This window comes from Kitasatospora sp. NPDC036934 (assembly GCF_055608425.1).
Map to the genome: position 1 here is coordinate 317275 of NZ_JBVJQR010000001.1, position 17113 is coordinate 334387.

A 17113-nucleotide genomic window follows, 5' to 3' on the forward strand; every position below is an offset into this window, starting at 1 on the left:
GCGTTCTGCCCGGCCTCGCACCGAAGGCCAGGAGCAGGTCGGACGGCTACGGCTGAGGGCGGGCTGCCTGGATCGGCTCGCCACTTCCGATGGAGCTGAACCGGGCAGCCGGATCCCCGCTCGACCGGCGGCCGTGGGTTCAGCCGAGGCCGTTCTTCTCCAGCGGCCTCCGCAGCGCGCCACTCAAGCGCCCTCGGGGGTGGGCGCCGGTGTTCTTCTTCGCGATGATCTTCGCGATCGCGATGGACCGGTCCGCCTGGTGCTGGTCCAGGCCGGGGAACGGGACCAAGGACCCGGGCGGGGTGCACCACCCGGCCCCGGCGCGCACCCGGCGGAGGCGGTGAGATGGAGGCGACGCGCCACCGCAGGGGGCGCCGCCCCACTCCGTGAAGGGCAGGAACACCATGAAGGCCGCCGTCGTCCACGACTTCACCGCCCCGTTGGTCATCGAGGACCGGCCGGTGCCGCAGCCGGCCGCGCACCAGGTGCGGGTGAGGATCGAGGCCTCCGGGCTGTGCCATACCGACATCCACGCCGCGCACGGCGACTGGCCGGTCAAGCCCTCCCCGCCGTTCGTGCCAGGACACGAGGGCGTGGGCGTCGTCGAGGCGGTCGGCGAGCGGGTCCGGCACGTCCGGGTCGGCGAGCGTGTCGCCATCCCGTGGCTGGCCGACGCCTGCGGGCGCTGCGACCAGTGCGTGACCGGCTGGGAGACGCTCTGCCTCGACCAGCACAACAGCGGCTACTCGGTGGACGGCGCCTACGCCGAGTACGCGCTCGCGCACGGCGACTACGTCGTCCCCGTCCCCGACGGCATCGACCCGCTGGACGCCGCGCCGCTGTCCTGCGCGGGCGTCACCACCTACAAGGCGCTCAAGGTCTCCGGGGCCCGCCCCGGCACCCGGGTGCTGGTCTCCGGCATCGGCGGACTCGGCCACCTCGCCCTCCAGTACGCGCGGATCTCGGGCGCCGAGACCATCGCCGTCGACGTCACCGACGACAAGCTGGCCCTCGCCCGCGAACTCGGCGCCGACCACGTCCTGGACGCCCGCACCCAGGACGTCGCCGCGGAGGTGCAGGCCCTCGGCGGCGCCCACGCCGCCATCGCCCTCGCCGTCAGCAATGCCTCCTTCCAGGCGGCCTACGGCGCACTACGACGCGGTGGGACGCTGGTGCTGGTCGCCCTCCCTGCCGACGGGAAGCTCGAACTCCCGGTCTTCGAGGCCGTGTTGAACGGAACCAAGGTGATCGGCTCGATCGTCGGTACCCGCGAGGACCTCGCCGAGGTCTTCCGTCTGCACGCTCTCGGCCGCACCCGGGTGATCCGCGAGACCCGTCGGCTGGGCGAGGTGAATGCCTGCTTCGACGAGGTGCTGGGCGGCAAGGTCGCAGCCCGCCTCGTCTTCGACCTGCGCAGCTGAACCGCGCCCACCTCCGGAGGAAAGGACCGTGGACGAGATGAACGACACGACGGCAAAACCGCGGATCGTGGTGGGTGTGGACGGCTCGGGATCCTCCCGGGCTGCCCTGCGGTGGGCCCTGCGGCAGGCCGCCCTGGTCGGAGCCACCGTGGAGGCGGTCATCACCTGGGAGTACCCGGTCTACTACGGCCTGGGCATGCCGATGCTGGACGGGGACTTCGCCGGGTTCGCCGGCAAGGCCCTCGCCGAGGCGGTCGCGGAGGAGGCGGGCCGGGACTGCCCGGTCGAGGTGCAGGAGCGGGTCGCCAGGGGCAACGCGGCCCAAGTCCTGCTGATGGCCGCCGAGGGGGCCGAGCTCCTCGTCCTCGGCAGCCGCGGTCACGGGGGCTTCACCGGGGCCCTGCTCGGCTCGGTCACGCAGCACTGCGTCCAGCACGCCTCCTGTCCGGTCGTCGTGATCCGGGAGCCCGGGCGGGAGAATGCGGAGCCCGCCGACGGCGGGTGACCTCCGGACCGCCCGCAGCGGCGCGTGCGCCGCACCGATCACATCGGCGCGGCGCACGCGTTCTGTCGTCGGCCAGGGACGGGACGGTCCGGCACCCGGCCCGGCGGCCTCAGCCGGCGTACGGGCCGAGCACGGCGAAGGAGGAGCAGGTGCAGACCGCCGTCCAGCAGATCAGCTCCTTCCTGAGCGTGGTCACCATGGCCTGCTCGGCTTCGCGGGCCCGGCGGTGCTGGTCCGGAACACCGAGGACGACCAGGAACTGTGGGCTGTCCTGGACGTCGTGGCCGGAAGGGCGTGGGACGCGTGAACACGGGGACCGTGGCCTCCAAGTCCGAGCACACTTCGCACCCGGACCCTTCGCAGACGGGGCTGAGCCTCGGGGAGGGAGAAGAAGGGTCGTCCGTGCAGCTGGGACGGTGGGACGGGATCATCGAGGCGGAGCGGCCGAACACCCGGTTCGCCGACGTCGCCGGGTACCAGGGGGTGAAGCAGGAGGTCAGCGAGGTCGTCGACTTCCTGCGCAGCCCGGAGCGGTACGCGGCCGCGGGCGCGAAGGGTCCGGGTGGGGTGATCATGGTCGGCCCTCCGGGCACAGGCAAGACGCTGCTGGCCCGGGCGGTCGCCGGAGAGGCGGAAGCGCCGTTCCTGTCGGTGACCGGGTCCGCGTTCGTCGAGATGTTCGTCGGCGTCGGCGCCTCACGGGTGCGCGACCTGTTCGAGGAGGCGCGCAAGCGGGCCCCGTCGATCATCTTCATCGACGAGATCGACGCCGTCGGCGCCCGGCGCGGTGGCGGTGCGCGGCTCGGCGGGAACGACGAGCGGGAGCAGACCCTCAACCAGCTGCTCGCCGAGATGGACGGCTTCGACCAGTCCACCGGAATCGTCGTGCTCGCCGCCACCAATCGCCCGGACTCCCTCGACCCGGCTCTCCTGCGGCCCGGCCGCTTCGACCGGCAGGTCACCGTGCCGCTGCCGAACCAGGCCGAGCGCTCGGCGATCCTCGCCGTCCACGCGCGCGGCAAGACCCTGGCCGAGGACGTCGACCTCGACCGCGTGGCCCGGGGCACCCCGGGCTTCTCGGGGGCGGATCTGGCGAATCTGGTGAACGAGGCCGCCATCAACGCGGTACGGGCCGAGCGCACCGTCATCACCGCACACGACCTCGACACCGCCCGCGACCGGGTCCTGTTGGGGCGTCGGGACTCCTCCAACGCGCTGCTCCCGGAGGAGCGCCGCGCGGTCGCCGTGCACGAGTCCGGCCACGCCCTGATGGCCGCCCTGTGCGAGCATGCCGACCCGGTCGCCAAGGTCACCATCCTGCCCGCCGGCGTGAGCCTCGGTGCCACCGAACAGCTCCCGGAGGCCGAGCGGCACCTCTACAGCCAGGGCTACCCGGAGGACCTGTTGGCCGTCCAACTCGGCGGCCGGGCCGCGGAACTGATCGTCTTCGGTGAGGGCTCCAGCGGCGCCGCGAACGACCTCGCCAACGCCACCGTCGTCGCCACCCGGATGGTCCGCGAGTTCGGCCTCTCCGGCGCTCCGGGGCCCGTCGGCTACGCGCCCGGCGGCACCCCCCAGTACCTCGGCGAGAACCTGGAGGACCGGCTGCGCCGTTCCCACTCCGAGCAGACCCAGCGCCTGGTCGACGAAGAGGTGGCGCGTTTGCTGCGGCAGGCCGAGAAGCGGGCGGTGGACCCCCTGCGCGACCACCGCCGCCAGCTCGACGACCTCGCCGCGCTGCTGATGGCGCAGGAGACGGTGGACGGGAACGTCGTGCGCGCAATCATCGGCGCGACGCCGCCGCCCGCACCGCTCCGCTCCGCACGCCGCCGGGACGTTCCCCAGCTCCCGAACGGAACGCGCCGGCACCTGCCAGTCGCGACGGGGTCGGCATCCGGCGGACGCTCGAGGGGCCCGGCGGGCAGGAGTGAGCGCCCGCGCCCGTGCCTGCGCCGGACCGTCCGTCCAGGCGTGCCCCGGCCCGCGGTCGTGCTGCCGCACGCTGCCGCGCCGCGTGCATGTGGAGGGTGGGCGCTCTGGCGAAGGAGCGGATCACAGCCGGCGGCGGCCCCGACGCGTACGGCATCGACGGGCTGGTCGATGTTCGGGCGCATCGGCCCTTTCACGCCGCGCGCCGAGCGGCCGCGGCGGCCCGCCACGGGTCACTGCTCGGTGTCCCCCGCCGTCTCGTAGGTCTTCGTCCAGGCTGCGCCGCAGCGGCAGTGGTACTGCTCCACGAGTTCGCCGTCGCCGTTCACAGCGAGATCGCCGGACAGCCGCACATGGACGTGATCACTCATGGACAACCAGCCTTTCGCTTCGTACGTCAACGGAGTTTCCCCATCATTCACGAGCCGCGGGAGCACCGGAAGGGCAAGGAGACGGACTCCACACGTGAGGACCCGCAGTCTGCCCGTCCGGTCGCCCTCCGGGACATGTCGCCTTGGCGCTGCCGAGTGCCTCCGGCGATGCCGGCAGGAGAGGCGGTGACAGCCCGAGGACGGGTGGGAAGCAGGAACCAGGCGCGCGGAGTGCGGAGGCGAGTCGTCGATGTGAATGCGCCGATTCGGTCGTCCGGACGTTGCCGTCGCGAGCTCTGCGGCTGCGTGCTCACCGCGACGGTGGCATTCGCCCGTCGTTCCCGTCCGCCTTCCTCAGCGGCCCTGACCGTGACCGTGCGCTCACGAGGGCCTTGCACAGGCGCTGCCTCCCGGCTGGGGGACCGTTCTGACCGGGGCGCTCAGTGGTGGGGGCCCGGGGCCGGGCCGACGATGCCGCGCTCCGTGGACTTGGTGGTGCGGGTGTCGTCGATGTCGAAGCCGAGTGTCTGGCGGACGGCGACCACTCCGTCCAGCGAGCGGCACATGCCTTCGATGACGGGAATGAGGCTCTTGCGTGCGACCGTTCCGGTCAATGTGACGACGCCGTCATCGACAGTGACCTCGACTGCGTCCGCGGACAGCCACAGCGCGTTGAGCAGGACGTCGTGGGTGATCTCCTCAAGGATCGAGGCGTCGTCCTGAAGGAAAGGCCGCAGGAGGTCGCTGCGGCTGACGATGCCGGTCAGCCGGCCTTCCGCGTCCACCACGGGCAGCCGCTTGAGCTTCTTGCGGTGCATCACCCGGGCGGCCTCGGCCAGGGTCCAGCCGGCGCGTGCGGTGACGACCGGGCTGGTCATCATCTCCTCGGCGATCTCCGCCTCGGCGCGGTAGCGCTCGTGGGGGTGGAGCCAGCGGAGCACCGGATGGTCTTCCTCCAGCAGTCCGGCCTCCTTGCGGATCAGGTCGGCCTCGGACACGATGCCGACCGGACGGTCCTGGTCGTCGACGACCGGCACGGCCGTGATGTCGTTGCGGTGGAGCAGCCCGACGATCTCCTTGAACGTGGTCTCACGGTGGGCGACGACGACGTCCCGGGTCATCACGTCCTGCACGGCGCGGTGCTGCATGGCCTGCTCTCCTCCGGACAGTCAGTGGGCGTCGATTCCCCCCCCCGGGCGTCGCCTCCCGCCGGGGGCGCCGACCACGACGGGACCGCGGACGCGGTGGACGACCCCGCTCTACGCCGGGAACTGCCTCGGCGCGACGGTTACGCGGTGGTGTGGGCCGGGCTACGGGCGTACGACGGCGACCGGGCAGATGCCGTAGTGGAGCAGGCCGTGGCTGACCGATCCGAGGGCCAGGCCGTGGAAGCCGCCCTTGCCGCGTGAGCCGACCACGGCGAGGTCCGCCCGATCGGAGGCGCGGACGAGTTCGGGCAGTGGTTTCCCCCGGACCAGGGTCGTCTCGACCTCGACACCGGGATGCCGCTGCCGAAGGGGTGCGAGGTGGTCGTCGAGCTGACTGCGGTGTTCGGCTTCCACCGCGTCCGGAGAGGGTTCGGCCTCGGACGGTTCCGGTGCGGTGGGCATGCTCCAGGCCCGCAGGACATGAACCCGGTCGCCGCGCAGGGACGCCTCTTCGAAGGCGAACTCCATAGCGGCGGTGGAGTGTTCGGAGCCGTCGGTGCCGACGAGGACGCGCCCGTGACCGGTGGTGATCGCGCCGACCACGATCACCGGGCAGGCCGCGTGGCCGGCGACCTGGAGGCTGACGGAGCCCATCAGCAGGTTGCCGAGCCCTCCCTCGCCGCGGGCGCCGAGCACCATGCAGCGCGCCCGCTCTGTTGCATCGCGGAGCACCTCGGCCGGGGAGCCCGGGACCTGGTCGGATTCCACTTCGAGGCCCGGATGGCTCTCCTTGGCGATCGCCACCGCCTCGGCCAGGATCTCCGCGCCCCGGCGGCTGCGGCCTTGGGAACGCCCTGGCGGGAAGAACGGGAAGTCGGCCTCCCAGCCTGGAAGAACATGGGCGATCAGCAAGGGGCACCCGCGCAGCGCCGCCTCGCTCGCGGCCCACACCAGCGCCCGCAGACTCCGCTCGGAGCCGTCCACTCCCACGATCACGGGGTCAGTCATCACTCCTCCTGCTCCTGGACATCCGCTCGGGCCGGGCGGCGCTGCCGGGCTCGGGACCAGCGCAGCCGTATCGCCCGGTCTCTTCGAGCGCGCGTCCGAAGTGGCGCCGACGGCGCCTTGCGCTGAAGACCGCCTTCTTCACCCCTCTTCTCCAGACTCCGCCTCGCGGGCGCAGCCTGCCACAGGAGACCCGGCACCGACCCTGCGGCCTCTTGGGCCCTTCGCGGGTCACGCCGCGCTGGTGGATCCGGCGGTCGGTCTGCGGGTGGCGGCGGTCCTGCCCGCTCTGGCCCGACTGGCCGTCGACGGCCTCGCCCCGACCGGGCACCCGGTCGGGACCGTCCTCGCGCTGTACGCCGGCGGGTTCGTGTCGGTGGCGGTGTTCTCCCGCCGGTACCGGCCTCGGCCGTAGCGGTCCCGCGGTGTCGGCCTCAGTGTGCGGGGGCCGATGCCGGGGCGAGGTGGGCGGTGAACCACTGCGCGGCCAGGTCGGCGGCCTGTTCGAGTGTCCCGGGTTCCTCGAACAGGTGGGTGGCGCCCGGGATGACGGCGAGTTGGTTCTCGCAGTTCAGACGTGCCTGGGCCTGCTGGTTGAGGCCGAGGACCACGTGGTCGTCGCCGCCGACGATGAGCAGGGTGGGGGCGGTGACGGCGGGCAGGCGGGGTCCGGCGAGGTCGGGTCGTCCGCCGCGGGAGACGACCGCCCGGGCGGGGGAGTCGGGCTCCGCCGCGGCCCACAGTGCCGCGGCGGCTCCGGTGCTGGCGCCGAAGTATCCGACCGCGAGGTCGCCGAGGTCGCCGCGGCCGCGCAGCCAGTTGGTGGCGTCGGTCAGGCGGCGGGCGAGCAGGGAGGTGTCGAAGACGTTCGCCCGGTCGAACGCCTCCTCCTCGGTGAGCAGGTCGAACAGCAGGGTGGCCAGGCCGGCCCGGTTCAGCGCGGCTGCGACGAAGCGGTTGCGCGGGCTGTGCCGACTGCTGCCGCTGCCGTGGGCGAACACCACGATCCCGGCCGCACCGTCGGGTACGGTCAGCTGCCCGCCGAGCCGTGCCGGCCCGGCGTCCACGACGATCCCCGGATCGTCGCCCCTGGCCGAGGTGGGCCGTGCGGGCGGTCGCGAAGCGGGGTCGGGCGGCCGGCGTCCGCCCATCCGGACGGCGGCCTCGTCCAGGCAGGCGATCACCTCGGCGTCGGTGGTCTGCGCGAAGTCCTCGTAGAACTGGCCGATCCCGTAGAAGTCCCCGGGCGTGGACAGCGCCACCAGCTCGTCCGCCGCGTCCGCCAGCCTGCGGGTCCAGCCCGCCGGGGCGACGGGAACGGCGAGGACCACCCGGGCCGCGCCGGAGTCCCTGGCGATCAGGCAGGCCGCCAGCGCGGTCGAACCGGTCGCCACGCCGTCGTCCACCACGACCGCCGTACGGCCGGCGAGCTCGGCCCTGGGCCGGTCACCGCGGTACCGCCGTGCCCTGCGGTCGAGCTCGACCCGCTCCCGCGCCTCCACGTCGGCGAGGTCCTGCTCGGAGGTCCGCGTCGCCCGCATGACCGCCTCGTTGACGATGCGCACCCCGCCCTCGCCGATCGCGCCCATGCCCAGCTCCGGCTGGAACGGCACGCCGAGCTTGCGCACCACGATCACGTCCAGCGGCGTGTGCAGCACCTTCGCGACCTCGGCCGCCACCGGCACGCCACCGCGCGGGAGCCCGAGGACGACCACCTCCCGGCCCGCGAGGTGTTTGACCCGCTCGGCCAGGCGACGGCCCGCGTCCACACGGTCGACGAAGTACATGACCGGCCCTCCTTCGGATCCGGGGAGTGCGGCATGCCCGGGGCTCCTCAGTGGGCTGCCCTCCCAATCCCCACGATCCCCCTCGTGCCGGGCGCGCGCGAACGACCGCGCGCCATGGCCTTCCGTCGGCTCCCGGACGGGCCCCGCGCGACGTGCTGGGGAGGCAGTGGCGAGGGAGCATGAAGGGAGGTGGGCGCTCCGGCGACCGCACGCCGTCGGCGCAGCCGGATCCGCGGAGCCGGGCCGCCCGCACGGTTGAGGCGCGCACATTGGAGGTTCCCCGTGAGCAGCACTTCCGCGCCGGGTCCCGTAGGACCGGTCGTGGTCGGCACGGACGGCTCGGAGACCTCCCGCCGGGCGGTGCTCTTCGCCCTGCGGGAGGCGCAGGTGCGCGGCGTCGCCGTACGGGCCGTGCGCGCCTACGGCTCCGGCCGCGCCGACCCCTCGGACCTGGGCACGCCCTCGTGGCCCCGCACGGGCGGCGCACTGCCGACCCACCTGCACGACGTCGTCGCCCGCGAGGTGACGGACTCCGTCGAGGAGCTACGTCGGCAGGTCGGTGAGCCGTTCGTCGAGGTCGAGGTCCGCTGCGAGCGAGGTCGCCCCGCTCAGGTCCTGCTGGACGCGAGCCGGGACGCGGGCCTGCTCGTGGTCGGTACCCGTGTTGCCGGCGCCTGGGGCCGCCTCGCCCTCGGCTCCACCAGCACTGAGGTCGTCCACCACGCCCACGTTCCCGTCGTCGTCGTGCCACTCGCCTGAACCGCCGCAGGGGGGTGAAAGCCACCGTCCAACGGTGGGACGGCCACCGGGACGTCCGAACGGGCCGCTCCGCCTGCCGGACGACGGGCGTCGTGTCGCCGGTGCGCGCCGCCGAGGTGCAGCGTACGTGCGGCTCCGCAGGGGGCCGGTAGGCCCCCGGGGCGGGTGGCCCCCGGCTCCGGGCCCGGGCCGACTCACACCGACGACTCGCCGCCGGACTCGGCGCACCTGCGGTCTGTGCTTCCCCCGCCCTCGCCTTCGCCCTCGGGGGCGGAGACGGCGGGTTGCCCCGCCCGCAGGCGTTTGAGCTCGGCCTCCACCTCCCGGTCCGCGGCGATCCGCTCCAGCTCGCCCTGGGCTTCGTCGGGCCCGGCCGGGCTGGTGATGTCCTCCAGTGCGCCGGAGGACATGAGCTCGTCCAGCGCCGCCGAACGAGCCCGAAGTTGCTCCATCCGGTCGTTCGCGCGCTGCACGGCGGCACCCACGTCACCCAGGTCTCGGCCGACGCCGGACACCGCCTCGGCGACGCGCGTCTCGGCCTCCGTCCTGGTGTATTCGGCCTTGAGCGTCTCCTTGCGCAGACGGAACTCCTCGACCCTTTCCGCGAGGCCGCGCAGTACGCCGACGAGTCGCTTCTCTTCCGCTTCCAGCAGTGGCTCCCGTTCCGCCAGGTCGGCCAGCTGGCCGCGCACGCGCTCCCGGTTGGTCAGCAGGTCGCGGGCCAGGTCCTCCCGTCCGACGGCGAGCGCCTGTTGGGCCTGCTCCTCCAGCCGCCGCTCCGAGGTCCGCAGCGCGGCCTCCTGCAGCTCCACGCGTTTGTGGCTGGTCGCCACGTCTGCGAGACCGCGCCGCACCTGCTGCAGCAGTTCAAGCTGCTGCAGGTGGGCGAAGTCCAGTACCTCCCTGGGATCCTCCAGGCGGTCCAGCACCCGGCTCGCCTTGATCCGGAACAGCTCCGCGATACGGTCCCCGGTCCCGGTCATGGCTTCCACTCCTCACCGGCCGAACAGGCACGATCGGCCGTCGCGATCGCGGCACCTCCACCGTCCCTCCCCGGGACCAGGGGGGTGATCCCGGGGCCGGCCGCCCGCCGGGAGTCGGCTGCCGGGGCGCCGGGGCAGCTGTGGCCGTCTCGGGCCCCTCCGCCGCGATGACCGCCATGGCCGTACCGACCGGGACGATCGTCCCGGGCTCGACCAGCAGCCGCTCGACCGTGTCGGTCTCGAAGCACTCGACTTCGATCGCCGCCTTGGTCGTGTCGACGACCGCCACGATGTCGCCGCGGTCCACCCGGTCGCCCGGGTGGACCAACCACTCCAGGAGCGTGCCCTCGGTCATGTCGGCGCCGAGAGCGGGCATGGTGAACTCGGTCATCTCAGCCGACCGCCCGTCGGACCGCCGCCACGATGCCCTCGACCTGCGGGAGGGCGGCTTCCTCCAGCTGCTGGGCGTACGGCACCGGCACCTCGGCCCCGCACACCCGCTCCACCGGTGCGTCCAGGTCGTAGAACCCCTGCTCCGCGATCCGCGCCGCCACCTCGGCCGACAGCCCTCCAGTACGCCAGCCCTCGTCGACGACCACCGCCCGGTGGGTGCGTGCGACGGAGCCGAGGATCGTCGCGTCGTCCAGCGGGCGGAGCGTCCGCAGGTCGACGACTTCGGCGTCGATGCCGTCGCCGGCGAGTCGCTCGGCTGCTTCCAGCGCCTTTCCGAGCGATCCGCCGTGGGTGATCAGACTGACGTCGGTCCCGGTCCGGCGGACGGCCGCGCTGTCCAGGGCCACCGGGGCAGCGCCCGGGTCCGGGGTGCCGGTGGCGCTGTAGAGCGAGCCGTGTTCGAAGATCACCACCGGGTCGGGGTCCGCCAGCGCGGGCGCGAGCATGTACCGGGCGTCGTCCACGGTGGCCGGCGCACGTGCGTATGCCATGGCGAGCCCGCTCATCGGACCTGGGGGCCTACCACCTTCGAGGGATGGTCGCGCCGCACCGCTGGGTGGGTTACCCGGGCGTCCTCGACGATGATGCCGTCTCCGACTGCGGCTTTCATCTCATGCTCCCGGGTGTTCGGGCCCGCCCTCGGGCGACGTTGCTGGTGGAAGGCGGATGGCCCGGCCGGTGATGGTGGCGGGTGCGATGCCGACCCACACGTTGCGTTCGCCCCCGGCCCACGGGTCCGGGTCGTCCCAGCGTGCCAGCTGTTCGACGGTCACCTGGTTGTCGACGCGGACCGCCGTGCCGGAGAGCAGGACGCTCCACCCGCCGCGCAATGCCTCGTCGATGTGGTCCACTTCGAAGGCGACGCGGTGGCCGACGGCGCTCGCGGGGGTGCTCCCGGGGCCGGTGCGGTAGACCACGGTGCCGTCCTGGATGCGGTAGTTGACCGGGAGTACGACGGGTCCGTTGTCCGTCGACAGGGCCACCCGGCCGATCCCGCCGGGTGCGAGCTTGGCCCAGCACTCCTCTTCCGGCAGCTCCGCCAGGACGGCGTGCGCCGTGGACGGGGGCCGGGTGGGCGGGGCATCCGTTCTGCCGCCCAGCAGTTCTCGGGCGGAGGTGTCGAGTGCGGCGGCCAGCCGGGTGAGGGTGACGGGGTCGAAGGTTTCGGCGTGCCGGGCGCCGGTCAGCGGCCGGGGCCGGTGAATCGCTTCGTCCTCGGCGGCACGCTGGTAGCCGTCTTCGTCGCGGTCTCACGCACCACGCACGGAGTCAGGGTGCCGGCCGTTGCGGGCGCGCGCCGGCTGGCTCACGCCGGCCTGCCCGAAGCGGTGACCGACAGTGGAACCGGCTCGGCTGGCCGCGTCGGCGTCGGCGGCCGACCACCGGCACGCTCAGCGCACCGAGCGGCCGTCTCAGCCGCACGCCGAACGCGTCGAGGGCTGGACCGCCGACCCGGCGGTCCAGCCCTCGAAACACATGGTGCTACCGGTCGCCGCCGATCCACTGGGCGGCCGCGCCCAGCAGGGCACGAACGCCGCGGTCGAGGGTCGGGCCCGGTACCGGCGCGAAGAACGGGGAGTGGTTGAACGGCAGACCGGCCGGCAACTCGCCGGACATCAGCGCCGTGATCCCGTCCTCGCCGAACGCCGCCGGGTCCGTGCCGCCGAAGTGCCAGAAGACCGAGGGCACGCCGAAGGCCGTTCCGAAGTTACCGAAGTCCTCGCTGCCCGCGAGCGGCCACGGTAGTGGGAACACCGCCGCGTCGCCCAGCGCCGAGCGCAGACCGGCGACCGCCCGCTCGGTGGCCGCCGCGTCGTTGACGGTCAGCGGTAGCGCGGTGAGCGGCGTGATCTCCGGCTCCCTGGGCGCACCCGAGGCGGCGGCCTCGGCCCGGACGATCCGCTCGACGGCGGCCAGCACCCGCTCGCGCACCCGGGTGTCGGTGGTCCGGACGTTGACCTTCAGCTCGGCCTCGTCCGGGATGACGTTCTGCCGGGTGCCGGCGTGGACGGAGCCGACCGTCACCACCGCCGACTGGTTGGCACCGACCTCGCGGGACACGACGGTCTGGAGCCGGAGTATCACGGCCGCCGCCAGCACCACGGGGTCCACCGTGTGCTCGGGCGAGGAGCCGTGGCCGCCCCGACCGAACAGCCGTACCCGGAAGCTGTCGGACGCCGACATCACCGGCCCCGGCCGGGTCACCGCGACGCCCACCGGCAGCGGCCCGACGTGCTGGCCGAGACAGACGTCAGGGCGCGGGAAGCGGTCGAGGAACCCGTCGGCGGCCATCGCGGCCGCACCCTCGCCGTTCTCCTCGGCGGGCTGGAACACCGCCACCACGGTGCCCCGCCAGGCATCCCGGTGCGCGGCCAGCTGGCCGGTCGCGCCGAGCAGGCACGCCACGTGCATGTCGTGGCCGCAGGCGTGCATCACCGGCAACTCCTCGCCGTCCTCGCCCACGGCGGTGTCGGTCGAGGCGTACGGCAGCCCGGTCGCCTCCCGGACCGGCAGGCCGTCCATGTCGGCGCGCAGCAGCACCACCGGTCCGTCACCCGAGCGCAGCACGCCCACCACGCCCGTCCCGCCGACCTGCTCGGTGGTCTCCCAGCCCTGGGCCCGCAGCTCGGCGGCGACCACGGCGGCGGTGCGGTGCTCCTGGAAGGCCAGCTCGGGGTGGCGGTGCAGGTCCCGGTAGAGCGCCTCCAGATCGGGCAGGCGGCGGTCCATGCCTTCGGTGAGCGTGAGTCGGTCGGTGTTCGTCATGCGCGTTCCTTGTCGGTTTCGGTACGGTCGGCGACCGGGTCGGTGGCCGGGTCGGCGGGCCGGCGGCGGTGCAGGGCGGCCAGAAAGGCCCCGGTGTTCTGCGGAGTGGTCAGCGAGAGCACGGCGGCCAGAGCCGCGCCGAGCACCAGGAAGGCGAAGGCGGCGCGGAAGGAGACGGCGTCGGCGAGGGTGCCCATCACCACGGGCGCCACCACACCGGCGAGCTGGCCGCCGAAGATGATCATCCCGGAGCCGGAGCCCGCCAGTTCGGCCGGAAGGCTCCGCATCGGCACCGCGAAGATCGGCATGAAGCTCAGCCCCGCGCCGAACGCCGCCAGCGTCAGCCAGCCGACGAACACCGTCAGCGAGTGGGCCGTGGTCATCAGCAGCACTCCGAGGGAGGCCACCACCATCGCGGGTGCCACCACCAGGCCGTGCCTGCCGCCGAGGCGGTCCGAGAGGCGTCCACCCGCGACGGCGGCCAACGCCGACGCCACGGCGGGCACCAGGGCAGCCGTGCCCGCCGCCGTCAGCGAGAGCCCGCGCTCGTCGTTGAGGTAGGTCGGAACCCAGGTGTTCAGGCCCCAGACGATCAGGTCGTAACCGAAGAACATCCCGGTGAACCGCCACATCACCCCGGAGCCGAGCACGGTCCGCACACCGCTCCCGCCGGGCCGGGCCTTCGGCGCGGCCTGGGTGCGGTCGGGCAGCCACAGCCGCAGTGCCGCGTACACCAGCACCCCGGCCGCGGCGATCGAGAAGAACGTCGACCGCCAGCCGAACGCGACGATCAGCGGCGCACCCAGCACCGGCGCGACCACCGCCGCCAGGGCGTTCGAGCTGGACACCAGACCGTTGGCGCCCATCCGCTGACCGGGTGCGGTGCGCTCGCTGATCGCCTTCATCGCGGCGGCGGGGAAGATCCCCTCGGCCGCACCGAACAGGAACCGCACCACCAGCAGCACCGTGAACGAGCCCGCCAGCCCGGTCAGTGCCGTGAACGCCGACCAGACCAGCAGTGCCCAGCCGGCCGTCCGCTTGGCGCCGAACCGGTCGGCCAGCAGCCCGCCCGGGATCTGGCACAGCGCGTACGCCAGGAAGAACACGGACACCGCTAGGCCCTGCTCGGTGCGGTCCAGACCGAACTCCCGGCCGATCGACGGCAGGGCCAGGTTGATCACCAGGCGGTCCACGTAGTCGACCAGCCAGGCGGTGAACAGCAGCGCCACCGTGATCCGGGCCGTCCGGTCGAGTCTCTCCCGTCTCTCCGGGCGGGGTGGGGCCTGCGTGGCGGCAGTGGGGGAGGTGGCCACGGGCGTTCCTCTCTAAAGTAGGCCGTTGCGGCGCGGAGGGTGGACACAGAATCCGGCCCGCCGACGGAGAGGAACCCGAAATGCAGGAAACCGGCACCGGACCCGGCGCCGCACCGGAATCCGGCAACGCCTTCTCCGAACTCGACCTCGCTCTGATCGACGCCCTCCAGGCGGACCCCCGCGCGCCCTGGACCCGGATCGGTCCCGCCCTCGGCGTGGACGCCACCACCGCCGCCCGGCGCTGGGAACGGCTCACCGCTGCCGGCCTCGCCTGGGTCACCGCGTACGCCGCCCCCGGTACCGCGCCGGTCGCCTACGTCGAGGTCGAGTGCCGGGCCGGAACAGCGCTACCGCTCGCCGAAGCGCTCGCCGAACTGCCCTGGGTGTTCAGCATCGACCACGTGGCGGGCGACTTCGACCTGCTGCTGTCCGTCTGCGCCAACGACCTGCCGGGGCTCGGACGGCTGGTCCACGAGATCGGCACCAGGCCGGAGGTCCGCGTCACCCGCACCCGGCTCGCCCTGCGCACCTACCTGGAGGGCAGCGCCTGGCAGGTCCGCGCACTGGCACGGGACCGGCGAGCCGGGCTGGCCGGCTCCGTCCCGACGGACCCCGCCGCGCAGCCGCCCGGACTGCCGTCGTACGGCCCGACCGACTTCGCGCTGCTGATGGCCCTCGGCGAGGACGGCCGGGCCGGCTACACCGAACTCGCCGCCCGCACCGGCATCGGCGAGTCCACCGTCCGCCGCCACCTCAACCAGCGACTGCGCCAGCGCGGACTGCTGCTGCGGTGCGACCTCGTTCAGCGGCTGGCGGGCTGGCCGGTGATCGTCGGCTACCGCGCGGCAGTTCCGCACGAGGCACTCGACCGGGTCGGCTCGATGCTGGCCCGGCTGCCGCAGACCAGGCTGTGCACCTCCGTCACCGGGTCGTGCAACCTGCTGCTCGCGCTGTGGCTGCGCACGGCCGCCGACATCGCGGTGGTGGAGGCGATGCTGGCCGAGCGGGCTCCCGAACTGGAGCTCCGCGAGCGCACCGTCACCCTGCACACCGTCAAACGGATGGGCCGCCGGCTCGACCGGCAGGGCCGCGCGGTGCGCCACGTTCCGATGCTCACCCCGCCTGCGGCGACCGGGGAGACCCTCGTAGACCTGGTGTGACGACTGCGGCCCGTGTCGGAGGTCCGCACGACGAGTTCCGGCTGGGCCCGTGAGGTGTGTTCGGGCTCGGGAGGGTTTCGTCGTGCGGTCGGCTGGTTCAGCCGGCGATCTCCTCGGCCGCCCGGATGCCCGACAGGTAGGCGCCGTGGACGGTGGCGGGGTCGCCCTTTTCCGTGGCCTTGGTGCTCTCGAGATCAGTCACTACCGTCTTCGCGTTCGCCTTCGCGGCCAGCGCGGCGATCGGGTTCTTGTCGCGTGGCCGGCGGCGAGGTCGGCAGGGGCAGGCCCCTCAGGTGCTCACGTAGCCAGCCCGAGGTCGAGGAACTGGGTGGCGCGGCCGACGGAACCGGATATGTGGTGGCGGTGGGTCTTGAGCTTGTCATCTGCTCGGCTACCTCGCCGGCGAGGACCTGGAGTTCACCCTCGGTTCCCGGCGCCAGTGATCCAACTCCGACGGCGTCGCCGTCGTCCTGACGGCCGGGGGGCCGGGGGGCCGCAACCGGCCGGGCCGCAGCTGACCCTGGGTCAGGGGTTCTCGTGTCGGGCGTGCGAGCATGGCCGGATGACTGCGAGTTCCCACGGGCCGGGCGAGCTGCACCGAGTGACGACGCCGGTGCTGGAGGTCGCCTACCACCGGGTCGGTGAGCGGCGCCGGAAGGCCGATGTTCCGGTGATCCTGCTGCACGGCTTCCCCTACGACGTGCGGGCCTACGACGAGGTGGCCCGGTTGCTCGCGGAGGCCGGGCGGGAGGTGCTGACACCGTACCTCCGCGGTTTCGGGCCGACCAGGTTCCTGGCCGAGCACACCCCGCGCAGTGGCCAGCAGGCCGCGCTCGGCCAGGACTTGACGGACTTCATGGACGCGCTGGGGATCGGGCGGGCCGTGCTCGCGGGCTACGACTGGGGCGGGCGGGCGGCCTGCGTGGTGGCGGCCACCGGCCCGGAGCGGGTCCACGGTCTGGTGACGGCGGGCGGCTACACCGTCCAGGACATCGCCGGGGCGGTCGAGCCGGCCGCGCCGGAGGCGGAGCACAACTACTGGTACCAGTACTACTTCCACTCGGAGCGGGGTCGCCGGGGGCTGGAGCGCAACCGTGAGGAACTGTGCCGGCTGCTCTGGCGGTTGTGGTCGCCGACCTGGCCGGCCGCCGAGGTGGCGTTCGCGGCGTCGGCGGCCAGCCTGCACAACCCGGACTTCGTCGAGGTGTCGGTGCACTCCTACCGGCACCGGTACGGACTGGTGGAGGGCGACCCGCGCTACCGGGCGCTGGAGGAGCGGCTGGCCGCCCGGCCGGCGATCGAGGTGCCCACGGTGGTGCTGGTGGGCGGGGACAACGGGGTGATCGCGCCCGCCGACCAGCGGGGGACGGAGCGGTTCACCGGGCCGTGCGAGGTCAGGACCCTGCCGGGGGTGGGGCACAATGTGCCGCAGGAGGCGCCGGAGGCCTTCGCCGAGGCGGTGCTGAGCCTGGGGTGAGCCGTGGGCCGTGGGCCGTGAGCCGTGAGCCGTGGG

18 protein-coding genes are annotated in these 17113 nt (G+C 73.4%); 7 read left to right on the plus strand and 11 right to left on the minus strand.

Annotated elements, in window-relative coordinates:
- Positions 1–139: 139 nt before the first annotated feature.
- Complete coding sequence (locus ACZ7BZ_RS01450; protein WP_470356562.1) at positions 140–289, minus strand: hypothetical protein; 150 nt, start codon at positions 287–289, stop codon at positions 140–142.
- A 115-nt stretch (positions 290–404) separates the two neighbouring features.
- Here ACZ7BZ_RS01450 and adhP point away from each other — a divergent pair, with 115 nt between their 5' ends.
- The 3 genes from adhP to ftsH all read left to right on the plus strand — a co-directional run bounded on the left by adhP (position 405) and on the right by ftsH (position 4119).
- Complete coding sequence (gene adhP, locus ACZ7BZ_RS01455) at positions 405–1421, plus strand: alcohol dehydrogenase AdhP (protein WP_470356563.1); 1017 nt, start codon at positions 405–407, stop codon at positions 1419–1421.
- Positions 1422–1458: 37 nt separating this feature from the next.
- Entirely contained in the window at positions 1459–1926 is a 468-nt protein-coding gene (locus tag ACZ7BZ_RS01460; protein ID WP_470356802.1) for a universal stress protein, read from the plus strand.
- 402 nt (positions 1927–2328) lie between these two features.
- The gene (ftsH, locus tag ACZ7BZ_RS01465; RefSeq protein WP_470356564.1) at positions 2329–4119 is read left to right on the plus strand and encodes an ATP-dependent zinc metalloprotease FtsH; all 1791 of its coding nucleotides are present in this window, start codon (positions 2329–2331) and stop codon (positions 4117–4119) included.
- Here ftsH and ACZ7BZ_RS01470 read toward each other — a convergent pair.
- The 3 genes from ACZ7BZ_RS01470 to ACZ7BZ_RS01480 all read right to left on the minus strand — a co-directional run bounded on the left by ACZ7BZ_RS01470 (position 4089) and on the right by ACZ7BZ_RS01480 (position 6382).
- On the minus strand, positions 4089–4226 hold the full coding sequence (locus tag ACZ7BZ_RS01470; protein WP_470356565.1) for a hypothetical protein: 138 nt from the start codon (positions 4224–4226) through the stop codon (positions 4089–4091). The genes ftsH and ACZ7BZ_RS01470 overlap by 31 nt on opposite strands.
- 440 nt (positions 4227–4666) lie before the next feature.
- Entirely contained in the window at positions 4667–5374 is a 708-nt protein-coding gene (locus tag ACZ7BZ_RS01475) for a CBS domain-containing protein (protein ID WP_470356566.1), read from the minus strand.
- A 162-nt stretch (positions 5375–5536) separates the two neighbouring features.
- A complete protein-coding gene (locus ACZ7BZ_RS01480; RefSeq protein WP_470356567.1) occupies positions 5537–6382 on the minus strand; it encodes a universal stress protein in 846 nt (281 codons plus the stop codon).
- A gap of 241 nt (positions 6383–6623) precedes the next feature.
- On the opposite strand from ACZ7BZ_RS01480, the gene ACZ7BZ_RS01485 reads away from it, so the two are divergent.
- A complete protein-coding gene (locus ACZ7BZ_RS01485) occupies positions 6624–6794 on the plus strand; it encodes a hypothetical protein (RefSeq protein ID WP_470356568.1) in 171 nt (56 codons plus the stop codon).
- A 19-nt stretch (positions 6795–6813) separates the two neighbouring features.
- Here ACZ7BZ_RS01485 and ACZ7BZ_RS01490 read toward each other — a convergent pair whose 3' ends face one another.
- Positions 6814–8166, minus strand: a complete 1353-nt coding sequence (locus tag ACZ7BZ_RS01490) for a phosphoribosyltransferase family protein (RefSeq protein WP_470356569.1) — start codon at positions 8164–8166, stop codon at positions 6814–6816.
- Positions 8167–8448: 282 nt separating this feature from the next.
- Between ACZ7BZ_RS01490 and ACZ7BZ_RS01495 the strand changes: the two genes are divergently transcribed.
- Positions 8449–8925 carry a universal stress protein gene (locus tag ACZ7BZ_RS01495; RefSeq protein ID WP_470356570.1) on the plus strand — a complete coding sequence of 159 codons (477 nt, stop codon included), beginning with the start codon at positions 8449–8451 and terminating at the stop codon, positions 8923–8925.
- A 194-nt stretch (positions 8926–9119) separates the two neighbouring features.
- Here ACZ7BZ_RS01495 and ACZ7BZ_RS01500 read toward each other — a convergent pair whose 3' ends face one another.
- The 6 genes from ACZ7BZ_RS01500 to ACZ7BZ_RS01525 all read right to left on the minus strand — a co-directional run bounded on the left by ACZ7BZ_RS01500 (position 9120) and on the right by ACZ7BZ_RS01525 (position 14440).
- Positions 9120–9908, minus strand: a complete 789-nt coding sequence (locus ACZ7BZ_RS01500; RefSeq protein ID WP_470356571.1) for a PspA/IM30 family protein — start codon at positions 9906–9908, stop codon at positions 9120–9122.
- Positions 9793–10299 carry a biotin/lipoyl-containing protein gene (locus ACZ7BZ_RS01505; protein ID WP_470356572.1) on the minus strand — a complete coding sequence of 169 codons (507 nt, stop codon included), beginning with the start codon at positions 10297–10299 and terminating at the stop codon, positions 9793–9795. Before ACZ7BZ_RS01505 ends, ACZ7BZ_RS01500 begins: the two co-directional genes overlap by 116 nt.
- A gap of 1 nt (position 10300) precedes the next feature.
- Positions 10301–10852 (minus strand): alpha-ketoacid dehydrogenase subunit beta, encoded by a 552-nt coding sequence (locus ACZ7BZ_RS01510; RefSeq protein ID WP_470356573.1) that lies wholly within the window; start codon positions 10850–10852, stop codon positions 10301–10303.
- A 120-nt stretch (positions 10853–10972) separates the two neighbouring features.
- Positions 10973–11566 carry a pyridoxamine 5'-phosphate oxidase family protein gene (locus tag ACZ7BZ_RS01515; protein WP_470356803.1) on the minus strand — a complete coding sequence of 198 codons (594 nt, stop codon included), beginning with the start codon at positions 11564–11566 and terminating at the stop codon, positions 10973–10975.
- Positions 11567–11843: 277 nt separating this feature from the next.
- Positions 11844–13127 (minus strand): amidohydrolase, encoded by a 1284-nt coding sequence (locus ACZ7BZ_RS01520; RefSeq protein WP_470356574.1) that lies wholly within the window; start codon positions 13125–13127, stop codon positions 11844–11846.
- Positions 13124–14440, minus strand: coding sequence for an MFS transporter (locus tag ACZ7BZ_RS01525; RefSeq protein ID WP_470356575.1), 1317 nt, complete (start codon positions 14438–14440; stop codon positions 13124–13126). The genes ACZ7BZ_RS01520 and ACZ7BZ_RS01525 overlap by 4 nt, the downstream gene beginning before the upstream one ends.
- Before the next feature lie 80 nt (positions 14441–14520).
- Here ACZ7BZ_RS01525 and ACZ7BZ_RS01530 point away from each other — a divergent pair, with 80 nt between their 5' ends.
- Together ACZ7BZ_RS01530 and ACZ7BZ_RS01535 are read left to right on the plus strand one after the other, a co-directional pair.
- Entirely contained in the window at positions 14521–15600 is a 1080-nt protein-coding gene (locus tag ACZ7BZ_RS01530; protein WP_470356576.1) for an Lrp/AsnC family transcriptional regulator, read from the plus strand.
- Between the two features lie 562 nt (positions 15601–16162).
- Positions 16163–17077 carry an alpha/beta fold hydrolase gene (locus tag ACZ7BZ_RS01535; protein ID WP_470356577.1) on the plus strand — a complete coding sequence of 305 codons (915 nt, stop codon included), beginning with the start codon at positions 16163–16165 and terminating at the stop codon, positions 17075–17077.
- The last annotated feature ends 36 nt before the right edge of the window (positions 17078–17113 follow it).